The 25401-nt window shown below is 60.1% G+C and carries 25 protein-coding genes and 1 pseudogene; 20 read left to right on the plus strand and 6 right to left on the minus strand.

Going from position 1 to position 25401, the window contains the following annotated elements:
* The 3 genes and pseudogenes from clpA to AC1D17_RS18650 form a co-directional block, all read left to right on the plus strand.
* A pseudogene (gene clpA / locus AC1D17_RS18640) lies at positions 1 to 517 on the plus strand (ATP-dependent Clp protease ATP-binding subunit ClpA); the annotation flags it as partial.
* A gap of 78 nt (positions 518 to 595) precedes the next feature.
* Positions 596 to 1333: an AzlC family ABC transporter permease gene (locus AC1D17_RS18645; protein ID WP_477566833.1), complete on the plus strand. Its 738-nt coding sequence runs from the start codon at positions 596 to 598 to the stop codon at positions 1331 to 1333.
* Positions 1330 to 1674, plus strand: a complete 345-nt coding sequence (locus AC1D17_RS18650; protein ID WP_477566834.1) for an AzlD domain-containing protein — start codon at positions 1330 to 1332, stop codon at positions 1672 to 1674. The genes AC1D17_RS18645 and AC1D17_RS18650 overlap by 4 nt, the downstream gene beginning before the upstream one ends.
* A gap of 7 nt (positions 1675 to 1681) precedes the next feature.
* On the opposite strand, the gene AC1D17_RS18655 is transcribed toward AC1D17_RS18650, so the two are convergent.
* From AC1D17_RS18655 to AC1D17_RS18670, 4 genes are read right to left on the minus strand one after another with little or no spacing between them, the layout of a single operon-like run.
* The gene (locus tag AC1D17_RS18655; RefSeq protein ID WP_477566835.1) at positions 1682 to 2113 is read right to left on the minus strand and encodes an HIT family protein; all 432 of its coding nucleotides are present in this window, start codon (positions 2111 to 2113) and stop codon (positions 1682 to 1684) included.
* Positions 2114 to 2138: 25 nt separating this feature from the next.
* Positions 2139 to 3332, minus strand: a complete 1194-nt coding sequence (locus AC1D17_RS18660) for a GNAT family N-acetyltransferase (protein WP_477566836.1) — start codon at positions 3330 to 3332, stop codon at positions 2139 to 2141.
* 3 nt (positions 3333 to 3335) lie between these two features.
* Positions 3336 to 4061, minus strand: a complete 726-nt coding sequence (locus AC1D17_RS18665; RefSeq protein WP_477566837.1) for a glycerophosphodiester phosphodiesterase — start codon at positions 4059 to 4061, stop codon at positions 3336 to 3338.
* A gap of 14 nt (positions 4062 to 4075) precedes the next feature.
* Complete coding sequence (locus tag AC1D17_RS18670; protein WP_477566838.1) at positions 4076 to 4543, minus strand: RidA family protein; 468 nt, start codon at positions 4541 to 4543, stop codon at positions 4076 to 4078.
* 154 nt (positions 4544 to 4697) lie between these two features.
* On the opposite strand from AC1D17_RS18670, the gene AC1D17_RS18675 reads away from it, so the two are divergent.
* From AC1D17_RS18675 to lpxB, 14 genes are all read left to right on the plus strand, one after another.
* Positions 4698 to 5525, plus strand: a complete 828-nt coding sequence (locus AC1D17_RS18675; RefSeq protein ID WP_477566839.1) for a cell envelope integrity EipB family protein — start codon at positions 4698 to 4700, stop codon at positions 5523 to 5525.
* Between the two features lie 195 nt (positions 5526 to 5720).
* On the plus strand, positions 5721 to 6488 hold the full coding sequence (gene rpsB, locus AC1D17_RS18680) for a 30S ribosomal protein S2 (RefSeq protein ID WP_037100951.1): 768 nt from the start codon (positions 5721 to 5723) through the stop codon (positions 6486 to 6488).
* Positions 6489 to 6742: 254 nt separating this feature from the next.
* Positions 6743 to 7669: a translation elongation factor Ts gene (tsf, locus tag AC1D17_RS18685; RefSeq protein ID WP_264218917.1), complete on the plus strand. Its 927-nt coding sequence runs from the start codon at positions 6743 to 6745 to the stop codon at positions 7667 to 7669.
* Between the two features lie 189 nt (positions 7670 to 7858).
* Entirely contained in the window at positions 7859 to 8581 is a 723-nt protein-coding gene (gene pyrH, locus AC1D17_RS18690; protein WP_477566840.1) for a UMP kinase, read from the plus strand.
* A gap of 51 nt (positions 8582 to 8632) precedes the next feature.
* A complete protein-coding gene (gene frr, locus AC1D17_RS18695; RefSeq protein WP_477566841.1) occupies positions 8633 to 9193 on the plus strand; it encodes a ribosome recycling factor in 561 nt (186 codons plus the stop codon).
* A gap of 37 nt (positions 9194 to 9230) precedes the next feature.
* The gene (locus tag AC1D17_RS18700) at positions 9231 to 9974 is read left to right on the plus strand and encodes an isoprenyl transferase (RefSeq protein WP_477566842.1); all 744 of its coding nucleotides are present in this window, start codon (positions 9231 to 9233) and stop codon (positions 9972 to 9974) included.
* Positions 9974 to 10807 (plus strand): phosphatidate cytidylyltransferase, encoded by an 834-nt coding sequence (locus AC1D17_RS18705; protein ID WP_477566843.1) that lies wholly within the window; start codon positions 9974 to 9976, stop codon positions 10805 to 10807. Before AC1D17_RS18700 ends, AC1D17_RS18705 begins: the two co-directional genes overlap by 1 nt.
* A gap of 29 nt (positions 10808 to 10836) precedes the next feature.
* On the plus strand, positions 10837 to 11970 hold the full coding sequence (gene rseP / locus AC1D17_RS18710; RefSeq protein WP_477566844.1) for an RIP metalloprotease RseP: 1134 nt from the start codon (positions 10837 to 10839) through the stop codon (positions 11968 to 11970).
* A 248-nt stretch (positions 11971 to 12218) separates the two neighbouring features.
* Complete coding sequence (gene bamA / locus AC1D17_RS18715; protein ID WP_477566845.1) at positions 12219 to 14552, plus strand: outer membrane protein assembly factor BamA; 2334 nt, start codon at positions 12219 to 12221, stop codon at positions 14550 to 14552.
* A gap of 48 nt (positions 14553 to 14600) precedes the next feature.
* Positions 14601 to 15668: a UDP-3-O-(3-hydroxymyristoyl)glucosamine N-acyltransferase gene (lpxD, locus tag AC1D17_RS18720; protein ID WP_477566846.1), complete on the plus strand. Its 1068-nt coding sequence runs from the start codon at positions 14601 to 14603 to the stop codon at positions 15666 to 15668.
* On the plus strand, positions 15661 to 16128 hold the full coding sequence (gene fabZ, locus AC1D17_RS18725; RefSeq protein WP_264218909.1) for a 3-hydroxyacyl-ACP dehydratase FabZ: 468 nt from the start codon (positions 15661 to 15663) through the stop codon (positions 16126 to 16128). Before lpxD ends, fabZ begins: the two co-directional genes overlap by 8 nt.
* A gap of 2 nt (positions 16129 to 16130) precedes the next feature.
* Positions 16131 to 16943, plus strand: coding sequence for an acyl-ACP--UDP-N-acetylglucosamine O-acyltransferase (gene lpxA / locus AC1D17_RS18730; RefSeq protein ID WP_477566847.1), 813 nt, complete (start codon positions 16131 to 16133; stop codon positions 16941 to 16943).
* Positions 16944 to 16948: 5 nt separating this feature from the next.
* A complete protein-coding gene (locus tag AC1D17_RS18735; protein WP_477566848.1) occupies positions 16949 to 17830 on the plus strand; it encodes an LpxI family protein in 882 nt (293 codons plus the stop codon).
* A complete protein-coding gene (gene lpxB / locus AC1D17_RS18740) occupies positions 17827 to 19005 on the plus strand; it encodes a lipid-A-disaccharide synthase (protein WP_477566849.1) in 1179 nt (392 codons plus the stop codon). Before AC1D17_RS18735 ends, lpxB begins: the two co-directional genes overlap by 4 nt.
* 29 nt (positions 19006 to 19034) lie before the next feature.
* Here the strand turns inward: lpxB and gltA are convergent, their stop codons facing one another.
* The gene (gene gltA, locus AC1D17_RS18745) at positions 19035 to 20324 is read right to left on the minus strand and encodes a citrate synthase (protein WP_264218906.1); all 1290 of its coding nucleotides are present in this window, start codon (positions 20322 to 20324) and stop codon (positions 19035 to 19037) included.
* Between the two features lie 334 nt (positions 20325 to 20658).
* Between gltA and AC1D17_RS18750 the strand changes: the two genes are divergently transcribed.
* The 3 genes from AC1D17_RS18750 (at position 20659) to exbD (ending at position 24761) form a co-directional block, all read left to right on the plus strand.
* Positions 20659 to 23127: a ComEC/Rec2 family competence protein gene (locus AC1D17_RS18750; protein ID WP_477566850.1), complete on the plus strand. Its 2469-nt coding sequence runs from the start codon at positions 20659 to 20661 to the stop codon at positions 23125 to 23127.
* A 211-nt stretch (positions 23128 to 23338) separates the two neighbouring features.
* Entirely contained in the window at positions 23339 to 24310 is a 972-nt protein-coding gene (gene exbB / locus AC1D17_RS18755) for a tonB-system energizer ExbB (RefSeq protein ID WP_477566851.1), read from the plus strand.
* A 4-nt stretch (positions 24311 to 24314) separates the two neighbouring features.
* A complete protein-coding gene (gene exbD / locus AC1D17_RS18760) occupies positions 24315 to 24761 on the plus strand; it encodes a TonB system transport protein ExbD (protein WP_477566852.1) in 447 nt (148 codons plus the stop codon).
* Between the two features lie 52 nt (positions 24762 to 24813).
* Here exbD and AC1D17_RS18765 read toward each other — a convergent pair whose 3' ends face one another.
* The gene (locus AC1D17_RS18765) at positions 24814 to 25401 is read right to left on the minus strand and encodes an acyloxyacyl hydrolase (protein WP_477566853.1); all 588 of its coding nucleotides are present in this window, start codon (positions 25399 to 25401) and stop codon (positions 24814 to 24816) included.

Consider the following 25401-nt stretch of genomic DNA (forward strand, 5'->3'; position numbering starts at 1 on the left):
GCCGACACCGGTCATCCACCAGGTGGTGCAGAAGTTCGTCATGCAGCTGGAAACGCAGCTGGCCGAACGCAACGTCACCTTCGACCTGCAGCCCGAAGCGATCGCCTGGCTGTCCGACAAGGGCTATGATGAAAAGATGGGGGCCCGGCCGCTGGCGCGCGTCATCCAGGAACACATCAAGAAGCCGCTGGCCGACGAGATCCTCTTCGGCAAGCTGAAGAAGGGTGGTGTCGTCAAGGTCACCGTCGGCACCAAGCCGGATGGCGCAAAGGGTCTGCTGCTCGATTATGTGCCGGAGACGGCGCGGATCAGGCCCAAGGCGGAGGTCGTGACCCCCGTGAAGAAGGCCTCCAAGGCTGCAAAGCCGAAGGAAATGGAAAGCGTCGGTGCCGAGCCGGAAAGCCGCGCCAAGCCGAAGAAGGCCGCGAAGGCGGCTGCGGACGAGCCGCACAGGGCCACGGCTGCCGAACCTCCCCGCAAGGGAAGCACGGTGCCGAAGGTGCCGCGCAAGAAATAGGCCTATCCACGATAGAGACAGTGCCGGGCGGAATGGTCCGGCACTGTTTTTTTATGACATGAAACGGCGGATATCGGGATGGATGAGAGGCAGGCGATCGGTTCGGGAGGCAAGTGGTTCCTGGCCGGCATGAAGGGCATTTTCAGCCTGCCGGCAATGATCCTGATGCTGTCCTTCGTCGGTTTTTGCGCCTTCACGGCACAGGCCGGAATTCCCGTCGAGCAGGTTGTATTCATGGTCGGGGCCGTCTGGGCGCTGCCAGCCAAGGTCATCCTCGTCAGCTCGATCCTTGGCGGTGCCAATCTGCTCACCGCCTTCATCGCGGTCACCCTGTCGTCCATCCGGCTGATGCCGATGGTCGCAGCGCTTGTTCCGGAAATCCGCACCGGGAAAACGCCCACCTGGCTGCTTTTGTTTCTGTCGCATTTCGTGGCGATCACGGCCTGGGTGTTTGCCATGGAGCGGGTGCAGGCGGTGCCGCGGGAGCATCGCATCACGTTCTTCGCCGGCTTCGGCATTACGCTCGTTCTTACCAACATGCTGCTGGTGGCGGTCGTCTATCGTTTCGTCGCCGAATTTCCGCCGATTGTTGCCGGATGCCTGTTTTTCCTGACCCCGGTGTATTTTCTCGCGTCGATCTGGAGTTCCGCGCGCCATCCGGTGATCTACGTGGCATTGGCCGCCGGGCTTGTCGCCGGACCGTTGTGCTACTGGCTGGCGCCGGAGTTCGATATCCTGCTCGCTGGCCTTGGCGGCGGCACGCTCGCCTGGCTGGTGGAACGCAGCTGGCGCATCAGCAAGGAGGCCCGCGCGTGACAGTGCTCGAAGGATGGTGGGCCTATGTCTTCATTGCCATTGCAGGATGGCTGGCAACGGATATCTGGCGTTGGCTCGGTGTCCTGGCGGGCAACCGGCTGCGTGAGGATTCCGAAGCGCTGAACTGGGTGAGGGCGGTCGCTACCGCGCTGGTGGCGGCGGTCATCGCCAAGCTGATCCTCTACCCCACCGGTATTCTTGAGCAGTCGCCGCTCTGGCTGCGGTTGGGATCGGTCGCTGCCGGCGCATTGGCCTTTTTTATCGGCCGGCAGAAACCGGCAATCGGCATTGCCACGGCCATCGCAGTATTGGCCGTGGGGCTCTACGGACTCGGTTTCTAGACAGATTTCAGCCTGCCAGCGCTTCCCTGATTTTCCCGGCATTCGCAGCCAGGACGCCGCCATCCTCCATCTTGCCGGAATGCGGCCGCAACGGCACGCCCTCACGGCGGGGAATGACATGGAAATGCAGGTGGAAGACCGACTGGCCGGCCGGGGCTTCATTGAACTGCATGATCGTCACGCCGTCGGCGTCGAAAGCTTCCTGAGTTGCGATGGCTACCTTCTGGACGACGGCGATCAGAGCGGCAAGCGTTGCCGGATCGGCGTCGAGAATGTTGCGGGAAGCGGCCTTCGGCGCAACCAGAACGTGGCCCTCCGCCTGCGGCATCACATCCATGAATGCAAGCACGTTGTCGTCTTCATAGACCCTGTGGGCGGGGATTTCGCCGCGCAGGATCTTGGCGAAGATATTGTTGGTGTCATAGGCGGCGCTGGTCATTTGCGTCTCTCCTCAGAAGGCCTGTCTAGTCGTCGATGTCTTGCCGTCCGCCTTTGCGGAACGGGCTGTGTTCGGCCAGGATATCGCTCATCTGCTCGACATCCTGGCGCTCGCGTTCGAGGTAATCGGCAACAGCACGTTTCAGCCCCGGATGAGCGATGAAATGGGCCGAATGGGTGGTCGCCGGCAGATATCCGCGCGCCAGCTTGTGTTCGCCCTGAGCGCCGGCTTCGACGCGCTTCAATCCCTTCGATATCGCAAAGTCGATGGCCTGATGATAGCAGACCTCGAAATGCAGGAAGGGATGGTCTTCGATCGCCCCCCAATGCCGGCCGTAGAGGGCATCGCTGCCGATGAAATTGATGGCGCCGCCGATGTATTTGCCGTTGCGCCTGGCCATCACAAGCAGGATGTCGTCGGCCATGCGCTCACCGATCAGCGAATAGAATGCGCGGGTCAGATAGGGGCGGCCCCATTTGCGGCTGCCGGTGTCCATGTAGAAGGCGAAGAACTGATCCCAGACATTCTCGGTGAGGTCCTTGCCGGTCAGCCAGTCGATGCTGATGCCGTGTTCGAGTGCAGCGCGTCGTTCCTTCTTCAACGCCTTGCGCTTGCGCGACGTCAACGTCTCGAGAAAGTCATTGTGAGAGGCATAGCCCTCATTGAGGAAATGGAACTGCTGGTCGGTGCGATGCAGGAAGCCCGCGCGTTCGAACGTGCTTACTTCCTCTTCCGGCAGGAACGTTACATGCGCTGATGACACATTGTGACGCCGGCAGAGTTCCTGAAGTCCGGCGGCGAGAGAACCGCGAACCATCGTGGTATCGGCATGGGTAGCGGCCAGCAATCGGGGGCCTGTTGCCGGTGTGAAGGGCACCGAGCATTGCAGCTTGGGATAATAGCGCCCGCCTGCCCGTTCGAGAGCGTCGGCCCAGCCGTGGTCGAAGACATATTCGCCCTGGCTATGGTTTTTTAAGTAGCAGATCAGCCCGCCTTCAAGGCCGCCGTCGCTGTCTTCCATCAGTAAATGCTGGCCGAGCCAGCCTGTATCCGCTGTCGCTGATCCGGACTCCTCAAGCGATGAGAGATAGGCATGCGAAATGAACGGATTGTAGAGGCCGCCGGGTTGCCCCTTGGCGGCACCTGACAATCCGTCCCAGCTTTCCTTCGAAATATCCTGAAAGGACGTCTCGACGCGGATTTTCACTTCGGCTGTCATTCTTTAAGTGATGAGCCTTTCACTGGGATCGAAACCCTCGAATGTCATCTGGTCCGCATGACTGTAGGTATAATCGGCACCAGCCTGATCCCGCACCGTCCAGGTCAGAATGGCCCGGCCAAGGGACCGTTCCTTGGTGATGAACGAGTTTGGCAAATCCCCGTAGAAATAGGAAATGAAATCAAGCCCGAGCTGCATCGCTTCCTCGTGCACGAGGAACTGCTCCGGCTGGTTGCCGCCAGCGGTCAGACCGAGCGGATAGGGCGGATTGTGAGCCTTGAGATCCTTTAGCAGCCAATGGTCGAAGCTCATGAGAGCAACATGGCCCTGATAGTTTTCAAGCGTTTCCAAAACGGAATCGGCAAATCCCTCGTCGTCGCCCTTGCGGCCCTTCAGCTCCAGGACGATCGGCACTCGGCCTTTGACCAGCCGGAGAAGCTGCCCGAGCGTCGGGACCTTGTCGGCGGTCCCGCCGATCGTGATGAGGCCGAGCTCGCCCGCGGTTTTTTCGCGGACATCGCCGCTGATGCCGCAAAGCCGTTGCATATCGTCATCGTGGAAAACCACCGGCACGCTGTCGGCGGTATATTGCAGGTCGCATTCGATGGCGAAGCCCTTTTCGGCCGCCCTTGCAAAGGCCGAAAGCGTGTTTTCCCAGATGGCATGGTTCATGTCATGATAGCCGCGATGAGCGACCGGTTGTGCCGTCAGCCAGGACAGATCTTTCATGGTATACTGTCCGCTCAAGCGATTTCGATCACGGCGTCGATTTCGACGGCAGCGTTGAAGGGTAGGGAGGCCATGCCGACTGCGGCTCGGGCGTGGATACCGGCGTCACCGAGAACCTTGGCGATCAGGTTGGAGGCGCCGTTCATGACCAGATGCTGTTCGATGAAGGTCGGCTTGGAGGCGATAAAGCCGTTGAGCTTGACGATGCGGCGAATGCGCGAAAGATCGCCGCCCAAAGCTGCCTTGGCCTGGGCAAGGATATTGATGGCGCAAAGCTCGGCTGCACGCTGGCCGGCCGCAACGTCGATTTCGTCGCCCAGATGCCCGGTGATCGCGACCTTGCCGTTTTCCATCGGCAGCTGACCGGAGATATAAAGGTGCGACCCGCTGATGACGAAGGGAACATAATTGGCAGCAGGTGCTGCTGCTTGCGGCAGGGTGATTCCGAGATCTTTGATGCGTGCTTCGATGCCTGCGGACATGGATAACTCCGGTCATTGTTGTGTTTCGTCGCCAAATGCTGCATGCAAAGCGTGATTTATGAAGTGATGAAATACCGCTTCGTGATCATCGATGCCTCGCTTTTGCCGGATCTGTTCTTATAGCATCGGCGGCGAGTCCAACAGGAGGAAACGGATGTTTCGTTCAAGCTTTGCCTCTGCCATTCTGGCATGGGCGTGTTTCTCAGGCGTGACGGTCGGCGGGGCTTCCGCAGCCTCAGCCAACATCCTCGTGCCTCATCGCGCTGTCTATGACCTGGAATTGAAAGACGCATCGGAGCGCTCCGGAATTTCCGGAATGTACGGCCGCATGGTCTATGAATTCAATGGCTCCGCCTGCGAGGGCTATACTGTCAGTTTCCGTTTCGTCACCAAGGTCGATACGGGTGAGGAGGTCAAGCTGACCGACCAGCAGACAACGACCTACGAGGACCTCAAGAACGGAAACTTCCGTTTTTTGACACGTTCCTTCACCGACGAGAAGCTCGACAAGGAAGTGCGCGGCTCTGCCCATGAGGCCAAGCAGGGGCTGACCGTCGATCTGACCTCGCCGGACAAGCGGAAGGTCGATCTTGCTCAGGGCCTGTTTCCAACCGAACACATGCTTGATGTCATCGACCGTGCGAAGAAGGGCGAGAGACTGTTTGAATCCCGCATCTTCGACGGCTCAGATGCGGGCGACAAGACGCTGATCACCACCACCATCGTCGGCAAGGCGCAGAAGGCTGTTCCTGGCGATGCCGACGTCGATAAGGCGGGCGCCATGGCGGCAAAGCCCTATTGGCCCGTGACCATCTCCTATTTCAACGACAACGCCACCGGTGACGCTTTGCCGATCTACCGTATGGAGTTCAAGCTCTATGAAAATGGCATTACCCGCGATCTGACGATGGACTACGGCGATTTCGTCCTCGCCGGCAAGCTTGCCGACCTTGAAGTATTCAAGGAAGGCGAGTGCAAATAGGGGCTCAAGACCCGCCGGGGCGCAATTAGCGCGCCTTTGCCCTTGATTTATCGGGCGACAGGGGGTAAGGGCACCGCATTCCACACGTAAGGTTTGGGACCGTCCGGGAGAAATCCGGGCAGTTCCACCCGGTGGCACTTTCAAAGAAAGTGCTGTTTGCCTTGCGGAGGTTCAACCGGAAAAGGAGAAAAAGGCATGGCATTGCCCGATTTTAGCATGCGTCAGCTTCTGGAAGCTGGCGTTCACTTCGGTCACCAGACTCACCGCTGGAACCCGAAAATGAAGCCGTACATCTTCGGCGATCGTTCGAACGTTCACATCATCGACCTCGCGCAGACCGTTCCGTTGCTGTCGCGCGCCCTGCAGGTTGTCAGCGACACCGTTGCCAAGGGCGGCCGCGTTCTGTTCGTCGGCACCAAGCGCCAGGCATCCGAAATCATTGCTGACGCTGCCAAGCGTTCGGCCCAGTACTACGTCAACGCCCGCTGGCTCGGCGGCATGATGACCAACTGGAAGACGATTTCGAACTCGATCCAGCGCCTGCGCAAGCTCGACGAAATCCTCGCATCGGAAGGCTCCGGCTACTCGAAGAAGGAACGCCTGAACCTTGAGCGCGAACGCGAAAAGCTGAACCGCGCCCTCGGCGGTATCCGTGACATGGGCGGCGTGCCGGACCTGATGTTCATCATCGACACCAACAAGGAATCGATCGCCATCGACGAAGCAAAGCGTCTCGGCATCCCGGTTGTTGCGATCATCGATTCGAACTGCGATCCGGACCGTATCGACTTCCCGATCCCCGGCAACGACGACGCTTCGCGCGCGATCTCGCTCTATTGCGATCTGATCTCGCGTGCAGCCCTCGACGGCATTGCCCGTCAGCAGAGCTCGTCGGGCCGCGACCTCGGCGCCTCTTCCGATCTGCCGCTTGAGCCGGCGCTCGAAGAAGCCGCTGAAGCCTGATAAGGCGGGACGGCGGCTGAGCCCGCCGCTCCTTTAGACAAGATCAGGATGAGGCCGTTTGCGACTGAAAAAGTGAACGGCCTTGTTCTTTTGCATCGGACCGGCCCATCGAGCGCTGGTTGCCACGATGCCAATCGCCGGGATGGACCTTCATCACGGCGTCACATTCAGGGGTCATGCCCTGCCACATCCTCCTGGTATCGCGCCGGTTTTCTGGCAGCGCGCCAGCCGAACAAAACGAAGAGGCAAAAAAGATGAGCACTATTACTGCAGCAATGGTGAAGGAACTGCGCGAAAAGACCGGCGCAGGCATGATGGATTGCAAGAAGGCACTCGGCGAAACCAATGGCGACATGGAAGCCGCGATCGACTGGTTGCGCGCCAAGGGTATTGCCAAGGCCGACAAGAAGTCCGGCCGTGCCGCAGCTGAAGGCCTGGTCGGCATCGCCAGCAACGGCACCAAGGCTGTTGTTATCGAGCTGAACTCCGAAACCGACTTCGTTGCCCGTAACGATGCCTTCCAGGATCTGGTTCGCGGCGTTGCAGCCGTTGCTGTCGGCACCGACGGTTCGGTCGAAACGATCAGCGCTGCAAACTACCCGGCAACCGGCAAGTCGGTCGCTGAAAGCATCACCGACGCGATTGCAACGATCGGCGAGAACATGGCTCTGCGCCGTTCGGCTCTCCTGTCTGTCGAGGACGGCGTTGTCGCAACCTACATCCACAATTCGGTTGCTGACGGCCTCGGCAAGCTCGGCGTTCTCGTCGCGCTGAAGTCGACCGGCGACAAGGACGCTCTGAACGCGATCGGCCGCCAGGTCGCCATGCACATTGCAGCGACCAACCCGCTGGCCATCCGCTCGACGGAAGTCGATGCTGCCGTTGCTGAACGCGAACGCAACATCTTCATCGAACAGGCCCGCGAATCCGGCAAGCCGGAAGCGATCATCGAAAAGATGGTCGAAGGCCGCATGCGCAAGTTCTTCGAAGAAGTCGCCCTTCTGTCGCAGGCCTTCGTCATGAACCCCGACCTGACTGTCGAAGCTGCCGTCAAGGAAGCTGAAAAGACCGTTGGTGCACCGATCGAAGTTGTCGGCATGGCCCGCCTGCTTCTCGGCGAAGGCGTCGAGAAGGAAGAATCCGACTTCGCAGCCGAAGTGGCTGCTGTCGCCAAGGGTTGATTTCTTCATCCTGATTGGGAAAACAAAAGGGCATCGCGTGACAACGCGGTGCCCTTCGTGTATCCGGCATCATCATCACATTGGCGCAGGCTCTTTCGGGGAACATCCGGATGATATCGGCCGCGCGGGGATGATCGGATCAGTTTTATGCACCATCTCGCATGTGTGCCTTCTTGGACAGGAGTGACGATGTCGGCCGAACCTCTCTACAAACGCGTGCTGCTGAAAGCTTCGGGCGAAGCGCTTATGGGCAATCAGGGGTTCGGGATCGATGTCGCCGTCGCCGACCGGATTGCGTCCGACATCGCACAAGCGCGCGCCATGGGCGTTGAAGTCGGTGTCGTCGTCGGCGGCGGCAATATCTTTCGCGGCGTTGCGGTCGCGTCCAAGGGCGGGGACCGGGTGACCGGCGACCACATGGGCATGCTGGCGACCGTCATCAACGCGCTGGCGCTGGCGACCTCCCTGCGCAAGCTCGATATCGATACCGTCGTTTTGTCGGCTATTGCCATGCCGGAAATCTGCGAGAGTTTTTCGCAGCGCGCCACGCTCTTTCATCTGTCCCTCGGCCGCGTGGTGATTTTTGCCGGCGGCACAGGCAATCCGTTCTTCACAACCGATTCGGCAGCCGCCTTGCGCGCAGCAGAGATGGGTGCGGAAGCCATCTTCAAGGGCACACAGGTTGACGGCATCTATACCGCTGACCCGAAGAAAGATCCGGAGGCCACGCGCTTTGACCGCCTGACGCACAGCGAGGTCCTGCAGAAGGGCCTGGCTGTCATGGATGTTGCTGCTGTGGCGCTGGCGCGTGAAAACAGCATTCCGATCATCGTCTTCTCGATTCACGAGAAGGGCGGGTTCGCAGAAATCTTGACCGGCGGCGGCCGGGCGACCATCGTAACCGACAATTGAGCAGTCAAAGGGCGGTCGCAAGGCCGCTGCGATAGAACAGGAGTTTGATCCATGAGTGATGGTATTGACCTGAGTGACCTGAAGCGCCGCATGGATGGCGCCATTGCCGCTTTCAAGCACGATATCGCATCGTTGCGCACCGGCCGGGCTTCGGCCAACGTGCTCGATCCGGTCATGGTCGAGGCCTATGGTTCGCGTGTGCCGCTGAACCAGGTTGCCAACATTACCGTGCCGGAAGCGCGTATGCTCGGTGTTTCCATCTGGGACAAGTCGATGGTCAACGCTGTCGATCGGGCCATTCGCGAATCGAATTTGGGCCTCAATCCGATCGTCGATGGGCAAAATCTTCGCATCCCGCTGCCGGAATTGAACGAAGAGCGGCGCAAGTCGCTGGTCAAAGTCGCGCATGACTACAGCGAGAAGGCCAAGGTCGCCGTGCGCAATGTGCGTCGCGATGGGATGGATAGTCTGAAAAAAGCCGAAAAGGATGGCGACATCGGTCAGGATATCAGCCGAAGCCAGTCCGAAAAGGTTCAGAAAATGACGGATGAGATGATTTCCGACATCGACCGCTTGCTCGGCGATAAGGAAAAGGAAATCATGCAGGTCTAGTCTGCCTTTTTCCGAGTCTCTGTTTTTCGGGCCACCGATGTCAAACCCATTGCCTAGAAATGTTCCCACGCACGTTGCCATCATCATGGATGGCAACGGCCGTTGGGCCAATTCGCGCGGACTGCCCCGGACCATGGGGCATCGCAAGGGCGTGGAAGCGGTGCGCGAGGCGGTGCGCACTGCCGGCGAGGTCGGCATCCGTTACCTGACGCTGTTTGCTTTTTCTTCGGAGAACTGGAGCAGGCCGGAGGCCGAAGTCTCCGATTTGATGGGACTGCTCAAAGTCTTCATCCGGCGCGATCTGGCGGACTTGCACCGCCAGAATGTTCGCATCCGGGTGATCGGCGACAAGAACAATCTTCGCGGCGATATCCTGCCTCTGCTTCTGGAGGCCGAGGATACGACGCGCGGCAACACGGGTATCACACTGGTTATTGCATTCAATTATGGTTCCCGTGATGAAATGACCCGCGCCATGCAGGCCCTGGCGGTTGAGGTCGCCCAGGGGCGACTGACGGCCGACCAGATCACGCCGGAGCGCATCGCCAGCAAGCTCGATACGGCAGGCATTCCCGACCCGGATCTCGTCCTGCGCACCAGCGGTGAGGAACGGTTGTCGAACTTCCTGCTCTGGCAGGCCGCCTATTCCGAATTGTTGTTTGTCCCTGCACTGTGGCCGGACTTCACCCGCGAAGTTTTCCTCGATGCGCTGAAGACCTATGCCGGGCGGGAGCGCCGCTTTGGTGGCCTTTCGCAGCCGACGCTGGCGGTTGGTTCCTGATGCAAAGCGAATTGCGACTGCGCATTATTTCCGGCATCGTGCTTGCTGCCGTCACCCTGGGTGCGACCTGGGCCGGCGGAACCGTGTTCGAGCTTCTGTCGGTGGCCATTGCCGTGCTCGTCTACTACGAATGGTCGACGATCACCCGGCTTGCCGAGCGCGATTTCCAGGGCAACGCCTTCGGTTGGCTGGCGCAGGCAGTGATTTCCGCTCTCATCCTGTTTGGTGGCGCCCACGTCACGCTGCTCGTTCTGGCCGGGTTTGCCGCCATCGCAGCGCTCTGGGTGTTTTTGCGAGGCGGCAGCTGGTGGCTGCCGGGTGGCATCGTCTATGCCGGCCTGACGGGCATTTCGCTCTCGGCCATTCGGGGCGACGGCGATATCGGCCTGATCGCCATGATCTTCATCTTCGCCGTGGTTTGGGCGACCGATATCCTTGCCTATTTCACCGGCAGGGCGATCGGCGGCCCGAAGTTGGCGCCACGCATCTCGCCCGGAAAGACCTGGTCCGGTGCGATCGGCGGCACGGTTTGCGGGGTCATTGCGGGCGTTGCGGTGTTCATGAGCTATTTTTCGCTGAACGATGCGCGCATTCCGTTCCTGGCGCTGGCGCTCTCCGTATCTAGCCAGATCGGCGATCTGTTCGAATCCTATATCAAGCGCCGGTTCGGCGTGAAGGATTCGAGCAAACTTATTCCCGGGCATGGCGGCGTCATGGACCGTGTCGATGGACTTGTTTTTGCCTGTTTTGCCGCGCTTCTGATTGCTTTGGCACAAGTCGTGTCCACAGGTGGACAGAGTGTGCCCCTGGGGGCAATCCTGCTGGCGCCGTAAAGCGCGCCGCATAGCTGATCGAGGATCATATGGCTTACCTGGCCGATACGCTTCAACTGATTGCCGGCTATATCGTGCCGTTCCTGCTGGTGCTGACGCTGCTCGTCTTCGTGCACGAAATGGGACACTATCTTGTCGGCCGCTGGTCCGGTATCAAGATTCTCGCCTTTTCCGTCGGGTTCGGTCCGGAATTGTTCGGTTTTACCGACAAGCAGGGAACACGCTGGAAGTTTTGTGCCGTGCCGCTCGGCGGCTACGTGAAATTCTTCGGCGACGAGGATGCGGCCAGCGTCCCCGACTATAGCCGCTTGGCGCAATATTCACCGGAGGATCGCGACCGTACCTTCCTGGGAGCCAAGCTCTGGAAGCGGGCCGCCACCGTGGCTGCCGGGCCGATAGCCAATTTCATCCTGGCGATTGCGATTTTCGCCGTGCTGTTTACCGTCTACGGCAAGCCAATCGCAGACCCGGTCGTTGCCGAAGTCAAGGAAAACAGCGCAGCCGCCAAGGCGGGCGTGTTGCCGGGCGATCTGCTCGTGTCGATCGACGGCACGCCCGTCACCACCTTTGACGATGTCCGCCGTTACGTGAGCGTCCGTCCGGAAACACCGATCACCATTCAGATCAAACGCAAGGGCGAGTTGCTGGATCTGCCGATGGTGCCTGAGCGCACCGAAATCACCGACCAGTTCGGCAACAAGATGGAACTCGGTATCATCGGTATCCTGACCAACCAGGAAACCGGCAATTTTCGTCTGGAGACCTATGGTCCGATCGAAGCCGTGGGGCAGGGTGCTGTCGAAAGCTGGCAGATCGTCACCGGCACCTTCAATTATCTCGCCAACCTCGTGACCGGCCGCATGAAGGCCGACCAATTGGGCGGCCCTATCCGTGTCGCACAGGCTTCCGGCCAGATGGCGACGATCGGCGTTGCCGCCGTTTTGCAACTGGCGGCAGTTCTGTCAGTTTCCATTGGACTTCTCAATCTAATGCCGGTTCCCGTACTTGATGGCGGGCATCTGATGTTTTATGCGGTGGAGGCCGTTCGTGGAAAACCGGTGGGACCGCGTACACAGGACGTCGCGTTTCGCATCGGTTTTGCCATGGTGCTGATGCTGATGGTGTTTGCCACATGGAACGACATAACTTCGCTTTTGGGCTAGATATTTGAGGTCTGCAGCGGTGTTGCAGGCGCAGGAGCGGCGGTCGGTTTCGTTGAGAACTCAACGAGTTGATCGAAAGGAATTGTTTACGATAATGCAACTCTGTAGTGGCCGTTAGGACACGGTTTCAATTGAAGTAAACAGAAATTAACGAGCTGGCTTGCTTGTATAGGAAAAGCGGTTAAAACGGCAACCTGACCGGAGTCGGTACGAGTTCGCTGCGGGGCATTGGGAAGAAGGTAAGATTTATGAAAGCTGGTTCAAAATTTTTGAACGCGGTGTCGGCGGTTGCGCTGTCTGCAAGTATGGTCGCAACGGGGTCTGGCATCGTAACGCTTGCAAGTGCGACTATCGCTGAAGCTGCAACGATCAACCGTGTCGAAGTGCGCGGCGCGACGCGCGTCAGCCCCGAGACGGTCCGCGCAAACATCACGATCGTTCCTGGCAAAAGCTTCAGCAACAGCGATATCGATTCTTCCGTGAAGCGTCTTTATTCTACGGGCTACTTCTCCGATGTCAGCATCAATGTCTCCGGTGGCACGCTCGTCGTCACCGTGAGCGAGAACCAGCTCGTCAACCAGGTTGTCTTCAACGGTAACCGCAAGATCAAGGACGACAAGCTGCAGGCTGTCGTGCGCACGCGTTCGCTCGGCCCTTACAGCGAAGCGACGGCCGAATCCGATATTCAGGCCATCAAGGATGCCTATGCCGGTATTGGCCGCGAAGATGTGACGGTGACGACGCAGGTCGTTCCGATCGCCGAAGGCCGCGTCAATCTGGCGTTCGTCATTAACGAAGGTGACCGCACCAAGATCACCGCAATCAATTTTGTCGGCAACAACGCCTATAGCAACGGCCGTCTCGAAGCCGTGATCTCGACGAAGGAATCGGGGATCTTCTCCTTCCTGAATCGCAAGGACGTTTACAACGCCGACAAGCTGCGCGCCGACGAAGAACTGCTGCGCCAGTTCTACTACAACCGCGGCTATGCCGACTTCCGCGTCGTGTCCTCGGACGCGGTGCTGGACGAAGCCACCAATGAGTACACCGTCACGATCACCGTCGAAGAAGGCGAACGCTACGACTTCGGACCGGTCAACGTCGAATCGACCGTGGAAGGTGTAAATGCCGAGGAACTGAAGGGTCTGGTGCAGACCTCCGAAGGTTCGATCTACAAGGCAAAGGACGTTCAGGATAGCATTTCCGCGATTTCCAAGCGTGTCGCTTCGCAGGGCTATCCGTTCGCTCGCGTAACGCCGCGCGGCAACCGCGATTTCGGCAGCCGCACGATCGCTGTTGATTATCTCGTCGATCAGGGCGAGCGTGCCTATATCGAGCGTATCGAAATCCGTGGCAACACGCGCACACGCGACTATGTCATCCGCCGCGAATTCGACATGAGCGAAGGCGATGCGTTCAACCAGGAGATGATCACGACGGCCAAGCGCCGCCTGGACGCCCTCGGTTACTTCTCCACCGTCAATATCTCGACCCAGCCTGGTAGTGCCTCCGATCGCGTCGTCGTGATCGTCGATGTGCAGGATCAGTCGACCGGTTCGTTCGGTATTGGTGCCGGCTATTCCGCCGGTAGCGGCGGCGGCTTCCTGCTGGAAGCTTCGATCGAGGAAAAGAACTTTCTCGGCCGTGGCCAGTACATCCGTCTTGCCGCAGGTCGCGGTGAGGACAGCCGTACCTATAACGTTTCGTTTACCGAGCCCTATTTCCTGGGGTATCGTCTGGCCGCAGGCTTCGATATCTTCAAGAACGAAAACGACTATGACGACGACAACTACAGCTATGAAGACGAGGGCTTCAGCCTGCGTGTAACCGCGCCGATCACCGAAAGGATATCGACGACGTTCCGTTACAATCTGACGCAGATGGATTACAGCGGCGACACCGCCGATCTTTCCAGCCCCTATGACCGCGTGGTCAACGGTTCGCCTTGGACACGTTCGTCGATCTCGCAGACGCTGACATACAATTCGCTTGACGATTCGACCTTGCCGCACGAAGGCATTCTCGCTTCGGCGACGCAGGAATATGCCGGTCTTGGTGGAACCTCTGATTTCTACAAGCTGACCGGTAAGGCCAAGTGGTACTATACCGTCAATGACGATGCCGATATTATCGCATCGCTTGCTGCCGGTGCCGGCCACGTGTTCAGCACGGGCGGCAAGATGGAAGTCTTCGACCAGTTCCAGTTGGGCCAGAACGATATTCGCGGTTTCGAGCGTAACGGCGTCGGTCCGCGAAGCGGAAAGTACGGCGACTCCATTGGCGGCACGACCTACTTCACCGCCTCTGCCGAAGCGACGTTCCCGCTGCCGTTCGTGTCGCGCGATGCCGGTTTCCGCGGTGCAATCTTTGCAGATGCAGGTACGCTGTATGGCAATGATGTCGATACGACGGCTGACGACCGGATCGAAGGTACCAGCAGCTCGCTGCGTGCGTCGGTTGGTCTGGGTCTGATCTGGGCATCGCCCTTTGGTCCGCTGCGTGTCGATTACGCCTTCCCGATCGCCAAGGAAGATTTCGACCGGGTTCAGAACCTCAAGTTCGGTATCTCGTCGTCCTTCTGATCCTTGCAGTCCAGAACTGCCTGCCAAAACTGTTCTGGAGTATTGGTCATGGAAAACAACTGGTTCTTCCCGCCACATGATGGGATCCGCCTGAGCGATCTGGCGGATCAGATCGGTGCGGTATTACAGGCGCCGGAACTGGGCGACCGGGTTATCCGGTCTGTCGCGCCAACCTATCGGGCTGGCGATACCGACGTCTGTTACATGATGCAGCGGCGCTTTCGTGACGAATTTACGACGTCGAAAGCGGCCGCGATCATTTGCGACACTGCGATTGCCGCAATCGTGCCGCCACATATCCCTGTGCTTTTGACGCGCTACCCCCACACAGCCTTCGCTCTGGCCGGCGCAATCCTGCATCCGCAGGCGCTGCGCCCTCAGCAAAACCTGTCAGGGCCAAGCGGCATCTCTCCGGCTGCCTTCGTCGATCCCACCGCGCAGATCGAGGACGATGTCGATATCGAAGCGACGGCGGTTGTTGGCGCCGGCGCGCATATCGGCTCGGGCACGCGTATCTCCGCCGGCGCCGTCATCGGTCAAGGTGTTCGCATCGGCCGGGATTGCACGATTTCGGCGGGAGCCAGCGTGCTTTATGCGCTGGTTGGCAACGAGGTCATCATTCACCCCGGCGCGAGGATCGGCCAGGATGGTTTCGGCAACGCGCCGGGACCCAAGGGCGGCATGATCAAGATCGTCCAGATTGGCCGTGTCATCCTGCAGGACAGGGTCGAGATCGGTGCTGGCACGACGGTTGACCGCGGCGCGATGGACGACACGGTGATCGGCGAAGGTACGAAGATCGATAATCTCGTTCAGGTCGGCCACAATGTTCGTATCGGCCGTCACTGCGGCATCGCGGCGCAAGTCGGTATCGCCGGCAGCACACGCATCGGCGACGGCGTGATGATCGGCGGCGCTGGCGCGATCAACGGACATATCACTATTGGTGACAGGGCGCAGATTGCGGCCATGAGCGGCGTCGCTTCGGATGTACCGGCCGGTGAACGCTACGGCGGCATTCCGGCTCGTCCGATGCGCGATTTCCTGCGCGACATCGCGGAGATAACGGCACGGGCCCACAACAGGCAAAAGAAATCGGGAGGCAAAGATGAGTGAAGCAGCAACAACCGTTCTCGGTACGGCCGATATTCGGGAAATCTTGAAGCTTCTTCCCCATCGCTATCCGTTCCTGCTGATCGACCGGATCATCGAGATCGACGGCGACAATTCGGCGATCGGCATCAAGAACGTCACGGCCAACGAGCCGCATTTTACCGGGCATTTCCCCGAACAGCCGATCATGCCGGGTGTTCTGTTGGTCGAAGGCATGGCCCAGACGGCCGGCGCGATTTGTGCCCGCAAGACCGGCGACGGCAGCAACCTCGTTTATTTCATGACCATCGACAATGCCCGCTTCCGCAAGCCGGTCGTTCCGGGTGACCGCGTCGAGTTCCATGTCGTCAAGCAGAAGCAGCGCGGCAATATCTGGAAATTTCACTGTGATGCAAAAGTTGACGGGCAACTTGTCGCGGAAGCTGATATCGGCGCGATGATTATCAGCAAGGAAGACGCCTGAACATGATTGCCTCCACTGCGAAGATCCATCCGCTCTCGGTTATCGAAGACGGAGCGGTGATCGGCGACAACGTCGTTGTCGGACCGTTCTGTCACGTCGGCCCGAAGGTGACGCTCGCAGACAATGTCGAACTGATCAGCCACGTGGTGGTGCTTGGACGCACGACGGTCGGCAAGGGCTCGAAGATCTTCCCGTCAGCCGTGATCGGTGGCGATTCGCAGAGCGTGCATCACAGCGCCGTCGACACGACCTTGGTGATCGGTGAAAACTGCACCATCCGCGAAGGCGTGACGATGAATACCGGCACCGTCGAGCATGGCGGCGCGACCATCGTCGGAGACAACAACCTGTTCCTTGCCTACTCGCATGTCGCCCACGATTGCCGGCTCGGCAACAATATCATTCTATCCAACAATGTGATGCTGGCGGGACATGTCACCGTCGGTGACCGCGCTATTCTCGGCGGCGGCTCGGCAGTTCACCAGTTTACGCGCATCGGGCGCCATGCCTTCGTCGGCGGGCTCTCCGCTGTTGCCTATGACGTCATTCCCTACGGCATGCTCAATGGCAATCCTGGCCTGCTGGGCGGCCTGAACGTTGTCGGCATGAGCCGCTCCGGCATTGACAAGCCGGTCATCCATGCCGTGCGGCGCGCCTACAAGCAGATTTTCGAAGGTCCGGAATCGATCCGCGCCAATGCCGCTGCAATCCGTGCCGACTATGCCGATTGCCCGCCGGCGCTGGAGATTATCGACTTCATCGCAGCCGAAAGCGATCGCGCGCTGTCGTCACCGAAGCGGGGCGGCAGGGGCTGAGGCAGATGAACGCGCGCAGCCGGCCAGAGATCAAAGACCGGCTGGCGATCATCGCCGGCGGCGGCTTGCTGCCATTGCATGTCGCGCAAGCTGCGCGAAAACACGGCGAAAATCCATTCATCATCGCGCTTGCCAACGAAACGGATCGCGACTGGTCGGCCTTTGACCACACGACACTCGGGATCGGCAATTTCAAGGCCATCAGCGGCGTTTTCCGTGAGGCGGGCATCGGCCGGGTGGTCATGTCGGGTGCCGTGCGCCGCCGTCCGGACTGGCGCGACATCAAGCCGACCCTGAAAAGCCTGGTGAAGGTCCCGAGCGTTCTGCGCACGCTTTTGTCCGGCGGCGACGACGCAGTGTTGAAAATGGCGATCGAGCTCATCGAAACCAACGGCGCACGGGTGATCGGCGTGCAGGAGATCGTGCCGGAACTTCTGGCCGATATCGGCACTTTGGGTGCCCGCACGCCGGGAGCGGAGGATCAGGCGGATATCGAGGTTGCCGAAGCGGCTGCCATAGCACTTGGCCATCTGGACGTCGGTCAGGGTGCCGTCGCTGTCGGGGGGCGGGTCGTTGCCCTTGAGGGGCCGGAGGGCACGGATGCGATGCTTGATCGTGTGGCCAGGCTAAAGGCCGATGGGCGCATTTCCAGCCGCCGCCGCGGCGTGCTTGTCAAGCTCTGCAAGCCGCAGCAGGATTTGCGTGCCGATCTTCCTTCGATCGGGCCATCGACGATCAAGGGTGCGCAGGCAGCCGGGCTTGCCGGTATCGCGGTTGAAGCCGGCCGCGCACTGGTGCTCGAACGCGAAGAAATGATTGCGCTGGCTAACGAGGCCGGCCTCTTCGTCACGGGCATCGATCGAGCGCTGCTGCGAGGTGAACAATGAGCGCGAACGGCCTCACGCTCGCTGTTGTCGCCGGGGAAGTCTCCGGTGACCTGCTTGGGGCCGATCTCGTCAAGTCGCTGCGTCCTCTGGTCAACGGCAATCTCTCTCTGGTTGGCGTCGGCGGCGAGGGGCTGGAGGCGGAGGGACTGAAATCCCTTTTCGACTATTCCGAGCTTTCGATCATGGGGATATCGCAGGTCCTGGCCAGATTGCCGAAGCTCATCCTGCGTATCCGCCAGACGGCTAACGCAATCATTGCGGCCAAACCCGATATTCTCGTCATCGTCGACAGCCCGGATTTCACTCACCGGGTTGCGCGGATCATACGCAAGGCCCTGCCGGATCTGCCGATCGTCAACTATGTCTGCCCGAGCGTCTGGGCGTGGAAGCCGGAGCGCGCCGTCAAGATGCGCCCCTATGTCGATCATGTGTTGGCCGTGCTTCCGTTCGAACCGGAGGTTATGCAGCAGCTTGGGGGGCCGCCGACGACCTATGTCGGCCATCGGCTGGCAAGCGATGTCAACGTCCTGACGGTGAGGGCGCGGCAGGCGGAGAAGAGCCGTGCAGACACGGACGCCGCCACGTGCCTGCTCTTGCCGGGGTCGCGCGGGAGTGAAATCAGCCGGCTTCTGCCCGCATTCGGCGAGACGGCGGAAGAGCTGCGGGCGCGTCATCCGAAAATGCGCTTCCTGCTGCCGACAGTGCCAAGGCAGGAAAAGCTTGTGAGGGAAATCACCGCGTCCTGGACCATCACGCCGGAGATCACGGTTGGCGCGGCCGCGAAATGGCAGGCTTTTGCAAAGGCCGATGCTGCAATCGCCGCATCCGGTACCGTCATCCTGGAGCTTGCTCTTTCGGGGATCCCGGTCGTCTCGACCTATAGCGCCGATTGGATCATTCGCCTGATGCACAAGCGCATCAAGATCTGGACGGCGGCTATTCCCAATCTCGTGGCCGATTATGCCGTTGTTCCGGAATACCTGAACGAAGCGATCCGTGCCGGGGCACTTTCCCGCTGGGTGGAACGGCTGACCGGGGCCACGCCGGAGCGTGAGGCCATGCTCGCAGGGTTTCGCACCGTCGCCGAGCGGATGGCAACGGAAAGGCCTCCCGGCGAAACTGCAGCCCAAACCGTTCTTGACGTTCTCAATACGAAAAAGCCCGGCCATTTCTGACCGGGCTTTTTCAATTGCATTTCTGGGGCTTAACGCTTGGAAACCGGGACGTAATCGCGTTCCGGTTCGCCGATGTAAAGCTGGCGCGGGCGGCCGATGCGCTGTTCCGGATCTTCGATCATCTCGTTCCACTGGGCGATCCAGCCGACCGTGCGGGCAAGTGCAAACAGCACCGTGAACATGGTCGTGGGGAAGCCGAGCGCCTTCAGCGTGATGCCGGAGTAGAAGTCGATATTCGGGTAGAGCTTCTTTTCGATGAAGTAGCTGTCGGTCAGCGCGATGCGCTCCAGTTCCATCGCCACTTCCAGAAGCGGATCGTCCTTGTGACCGAGTTCGGCCAGCACTTCATGCGTCGTCTTCTGCATGATCTTGGCGCGCGGATCGTAGTTCTTGTAGACGCGGTGGCCAAAGCCCATCAGGCGGAACGGATCGTTCTTGTCCTTGGCGCGGGCAACGAATTCCGGAATGCGGTCGACCGAGCCGATTTCTGCCAGCATGTTGAGCGCTGCTTCATTGGCGCCACCGTGAGCCGGACCCCACAGGCAGGCAATGCCGGCTGCGATACAGGCGAACGGATTGGCGCCCGACGAGCCGGCGAGGCGAACGGTCGATGTCGAGGCGTTCTGCTCATGGTCGGCATGCAGGATGAAGATGCGGTCCATCGCGCGCGAAAGCACCGGGTTGACCGTATATTCCTCGCAAGGGACGGCAAAGCACATGCGCAGGAAGTTCGATGCGTAGTCGAGGTCGTTCTTCGGATACACGAAGGGCTGGCCGATATGGTACTTGTATGCCATGGCCGCAAGCGTCGGCATCTTGGCGATCATGCGCAGGCTGGCGACCATCCGCTGGTGCGGATCGGTAATGTCGGTGGAGTCGTGATAGAAGGCGGAGAGTGCGCCGACACAGCCGCACATGACGGCCATCGGGTGGGCATCGCGGCGGAAGCCGGTGAAGAAGCGCGACATCTGTTCGTGCACCATGGTGTGGTGCGTGACGCGATAGTCGAAGTCCTTCTTCTGTGCTGCTGTCGGCAGTTCGCCGTAGAGCAGCAGGTAGCAGACTTCCAGGAAGTCACCATGTTCGGCCAGCTGTTCGATCGGATAGCCGCGATGGAGGAGGACACCCTCGTCGCCATCGATGTAGGTGATCTTGGATTCGCAAGATGCCGTCGACGTGAAGCCGGGATCGTAGGTGAACTGGCCGGTCTGCTTGTAGAGGGTGCCGATATCGACCACATCCGGACCGATCGACCCCGATCGCACCGGCAATTCCACCGTTTTGTTGTCCACGGTTACGACTGCGCTTTTTCCTGTCATGGGATCCTCCGTTTGCAGCAAATTGGCACACAATTATGCCGCAGATATTAACGCCGACCATGTGCTACCCGATTTAGTCACGGCTGCCAAGTTGAACCAAAGGCAGATTGTGCGATGCAAAAATAGGCGTATGGCAACGCAATAATTACACGTTCGGGCCATATGTCCAATGACATAATCGTTGCCAAACCGGCCCGGCGTCATTGCATATTAGAGTTTTGCTTATTTTTTGTGCACAAATCTCGCCGGTTGCATTTTGTTCTTTCCGGTTGCAGAATGCGGCCGGGCGTGGACCGTTGGAACAACATCCATGAAAGAGGGGCAGGAGCCAGGGGTGGCGTCACGCGCGCGGTCTGACAGCCTGCTGCCCCATGCCCTTGCAAACGYCCCGCAAATCCCGGACGCAACGGCAAAACAACCGGAAATCCGGGCTCGGTCAGGTTATCTCGTCCGTCTTTCCTCAGCGCGCAAGGCAATGCGGACCTTCTACTGGCGTGCCGGGCTCAAACGGGCCGTGGCCGAGGAACTTGCCTTCGGGCATTCTTTTCTGTTCGTCCCGGTCTTCCTTGGCCTTGGCTCGCTTGTCTGGTTTTGGCTCTCATTGACGCCGGGCCTCCTCAAACTTGCACTGCTGGTGTGCGTTTTTGGCATGGCTGCTTTTGCGCTCCGGTACAGGCCGGGTCTTTGGCGCGCGGCCACATTGGCCGCCGCCTTGTTTACAGCGGGCATGGTGCTTGCCGCATTGGAGACGGCGCGTCTGGACACCGTGCTGCTCGACACGCCGGTGACGACCATGGTGCGCGGTACCGTCACCGCACGGGAAATCACGGATCGCGGCTATTGGCGATATACCGTCGCCGTCGAACGGACTGCGGACCCGCAATTGCAGCGCCCGCCCGCCAAGGTCACGCTTTTGTCGCGCGGCGGGCAGCCCGCTGTCGGGATTGGTGGCGGGATCGAGGGCAAGGTGCGGTTGTCGCCGCCATCCGGAGCTGCTCTTCCCGGTCTCAACGATTTTGCCTTCGACAGCTATTTCAAGGGTATCGGCGCCGTCGGCTATTTCTACGGAAAACCGCAGGCAGTCCCAGGCGCCGAAGACAAGACCGGAAGTGCGGTTGCTGTGTTGCAGGCCGGCCTGGGGGAAACAATCGCCCGCTGGCGTGAAGCCATTGGCGCGCGCATTCGCAGCACAATTGGCGGCGACGCGGGCGCAATTGCGGCCGCACTGGTCACGGCCGAGGAACGGGCCATCAGCCGGCCGGCGATAGAGGCGCTGCGCGAAGCGGGGCTCGCGCATGTGCTGGCGATCTCAGGGTTGAACATGGTTCTGGCTGCCGGAACCTTCCTGGTCGGTGCGCGCACGCTGCTCAGCCTCATTCCCGGGCTGGCGCACCGCTTTCCGATCAAGAAGGTCGCCGCCACTGGTGCGCTCGTCATGGTCTTTGCCTATATCCTGATTTCCGGCGGCGCGGTTTCGGCGGTGCGATCCTGGATCATGATCTCCATCATGCTCGTCGCCGTGTTTTTCGACAGGCCCTCGATCAGCCTGCGCAATGTCGCGCTGTCGGCGGTGATCATCCTGGCGATCACGCCATCCGCCGTGACCGGCCCGGGTTTCCAGATGTCCTTTGCCGCGACGCTGGCTCTGGTCGCAGGCTATGGCCATTGGCGCGAGCGGCCGGGCCGCGACGCTCTTCCAAACAACCGTCAGACCGGTCCGCTAAAGGCCGCCGGCGGCTTCCTTGCCGGCTTGCTGCTCAGTTCCTTCATCGGCGGCATGTCGACGATGATCTATTCCGCCGGTCATTTCCATAGGCTGGCTGCCTACGGTTTGATCGGCAATGTGCTGGCCATGCCGATCATCAGCATTTTCGTCATGCCGTTTGCCTTGCTTGCCATGCTCATGATGCCCCTTGGTCTCGATCGTTACCCATTGCTGATCATGGGGCAGGGGCTCGACTGGATGATATCCATTGCGCGGATGGTGTCCTCCTGGGACGGCGAGGTGACAACCGGCCGCATTCCGGACCACGCCTTCATGCTGATTGCCGCCGGTGGCGTGCTGGCCTGCCTGTTCCGCACGTGGCTGGCCGCATCCGGTCTCGTGGTCATCGCGGCCGGGCTTGTGGTGGCATCAACAAGCGCGGTTGGGCGTCCGGATGTCGTGATCGCCGAAGACGGGCGTCTGGTCGCGATGATCAGTGACGCGAAAGCTGCCAGCAACCGGGCCAAGCCCCCCGATTTCGTGTTTTCCCAATGGCAGCGCGCTTTGCGCTTGCAGGATCACCAAAAGCCGCAGCAGCGGGCTGATCTGGCGATCAAGGATGGTGCAGTACCAGCATCGGTTTCTGAAGAGGCGGCTGAGACCCGCAAGACAAGACCTCCGATTGACGAGAATGCGGCGCGCGCCGTCATCCGCAGGCTTTTGGCTGAGGCGGTGCCCGGCCGTTTCATCTGTGTCCCCAGCCAATGGTGTGCGGCAACGGCGCAGCAAGGCTGGCGCATCGTCACCGTCGATGATGCGCGTTTCGCCGGCGTCGCCTGCGAGGAGGCCGATATCGTCGTGACGCCGGTCATGCTGCGCTTTCGCACCTGCCGGTCGGGTGCGCTGCTGCTGAGCGGCCGGAGTTTACGCCGCACCGGCGCAGTCGAGATTTATGGCACGGGCAAAGCCGACAAGGCGACCAGTCGTGCGCAGATGAGGGTTGTTTTTGCGCAGGAGCACTTGCAACGCCCCTGGGCGCGGCACAGGACCTATGATTGGCGGACCGGGCTTTTTGACCCGCGTGAGGCAGGTGAATAATCTGCTCAGACCCCTTTGGCCTGCCTGCGACAAGTGGCGCTATTTATTCTTGATTAAAATACTCCACAATCCTTGTCTTAAGCCATAGTTTGTCATATGAAACCGCGATTGACGCAGGCGCGTTCGGTGCTGGCCGTCTCTGATGGGTTTACGTGTTCCCGCCATCTTATCCTCGCAAGGATTGGCGGCGATGACGAGGTAAGGATAGGCCATGCCGAACCGTGCGATGCCGAAATGGATGATGCTGGCGGCAGTGCTGCTGACGCTCTCGAGTGCCGGAGCGCTCCGCGCGCAGGAAACCCCGGCTGCCGCCGTCAGTGAAACGCAGCAGCCCGTCGTTACCCCGCAAGCCGGGGCCTTGCTGGCCAATGATCCGGCCGTTGCGTCCGGAGAGGCAGCGCCAGGCAGCGTGCAGGCAACGTCGTCCAATCCGGTCCTGCCGCATGATCTTTCGCCGCTCGGCATGTTCATGGCCGCCGACATGGTCGTCAAAAGTGTCATGACCGCATTGGCCCTGGCGTCGGTTGCCACCTGGGCGATCCTGTTTGCAAAGTCTGTCGAGCTTGCCGCCGCCAAGAGCAGTGCCAGGCGCGCGGTTCGAGCCTTGTCGGACGCCGTGGTCCTGCGCGACGTTCGCGAGATGCCGACGGCGAAAAAGGGGCCTGCAGCCCAGATGATCGCGGCCGCCAATGACGAACTGTCAAAATCGGAGGCCGTGCTCGATCTCGTCTCGACACAAGGGGTCAAGGAGCGTGTCGCATCGCGACTCTCCCGCATCGAGGCAGGCGCCGGCAAGCGGATTGCCAGCGGCACCGGTATTCTCGCGACGATCGGTTCGATATCGCCGTTCGTCGGGCTGTTCGGCACTGTCTGGGGCATCATGAATTCGTTCATCGGCATCAGCAAGGCGCAGACGACCAATCTTGCGATCGTCGCACCGGGTATTGCCGAAGCGCTGCTGGCAACAGCCATCGGCCTTGTCGCGGCGATCCCGGCCGTCGTCATCTACAACTATTTCGCCCGCTCGATCGGCGGCTACCGCCTGATCCTTGCCGATGCCTCGGCGGCCGTCGAACGTCTCGTCAGCCGCGATCTCGACTTCCGCCAGGCGCGCCGTCTGGCGCCGCGCAAGGCCGAGAGCCATGTGCATCCGGAAGCCGGCATCGTCGCGCGGATCGGATAAAACCATGGCCGGCAAAATCAGCGAAGGTGGCGGCGATCTCGAGGAAAACAGCGACATCAACGTCACCCCCTTCATCGACGTCATGCTCGTTCTCTTGATCATCTTCATGGTGGCGGCGCCGCTCGCCACCGTCGATATGAAGGTCGATCTGCCGCAATCGGCAGCCGCACCGGTAAAACGCGAAGACAAGCCGGTTTTCGTGACACTCAAGGCAGACCTGTCCCTGGCACTTGGGAACAATGAGACCGATCGCGACGGTTTTGTCGCCGAACTCAACGGGATGACCGAAGGGAATAGGGAGACACGTATTCTTCTGCGTGCCGACAAGGCTGTCGATTACGGAGAGCTGATGACGGTCATGAACCTCATTCAACGGGCCGGTTATACGAAAATCGGATTGGTCGGCCTGGAAGCGGCGCCTGCCGGCGACAGCGCTGCGCGTCATTCATGACGCGCAAAGGTCGCTGCAGCATTTTAAATTATGCAGCGAGGTCGGCAGGAGGTTAGAACTTGTAGCCGACGGCAAGGCCGGCATGGCTGAGGCCGTCGTTCGGCCCATCGCAGAGATTGGCGTGCGACGAATGGTCGGCCGTCGCCAGGATTTGCCAATTATCCGTCACGCGGTAGCCGAGCGCGACCTGTTCGCGAAACAGCAGGCGGCACCCGAGATCCGGGCCGTTGCCGTTGCTGCCATCCAGCTTGCCATTGTGAACGGTGCCGCCAAGTCCAAGTTCGACAAACAGGCGGCTGGTAATGTCGGCTGTCCAGCTGAAACCGCCATAGATCTGATCCACTCCGTCACCGGTTCCGACCGAGGCGCCCAGATAGATCCGAGGCTCCAGAATGGTCTGCTGCCATGTCGACGCTGTGCCGCTCGACAGCGGATCGAAGAAGATGGTGGCGGACGGAAAGATGCCCGATTCGGTTGAATTGCCGCCGTTGATCGACGCGCTGGCGCCAAAGCGGAGTTCGTCGAAAACAGTCTCAGCCGCCACTGCGCCGGTTGAGCCGCAGACGGAAAAAAACAGACTGGTCGAAAGAAGCACAAGCCGGGACGCGAAACGGTAGGGCTGTTTGAAACGTCCTGACAC

This window comes from Pararhizobium sp. P1_E7 (assembly GCF_056405855.1).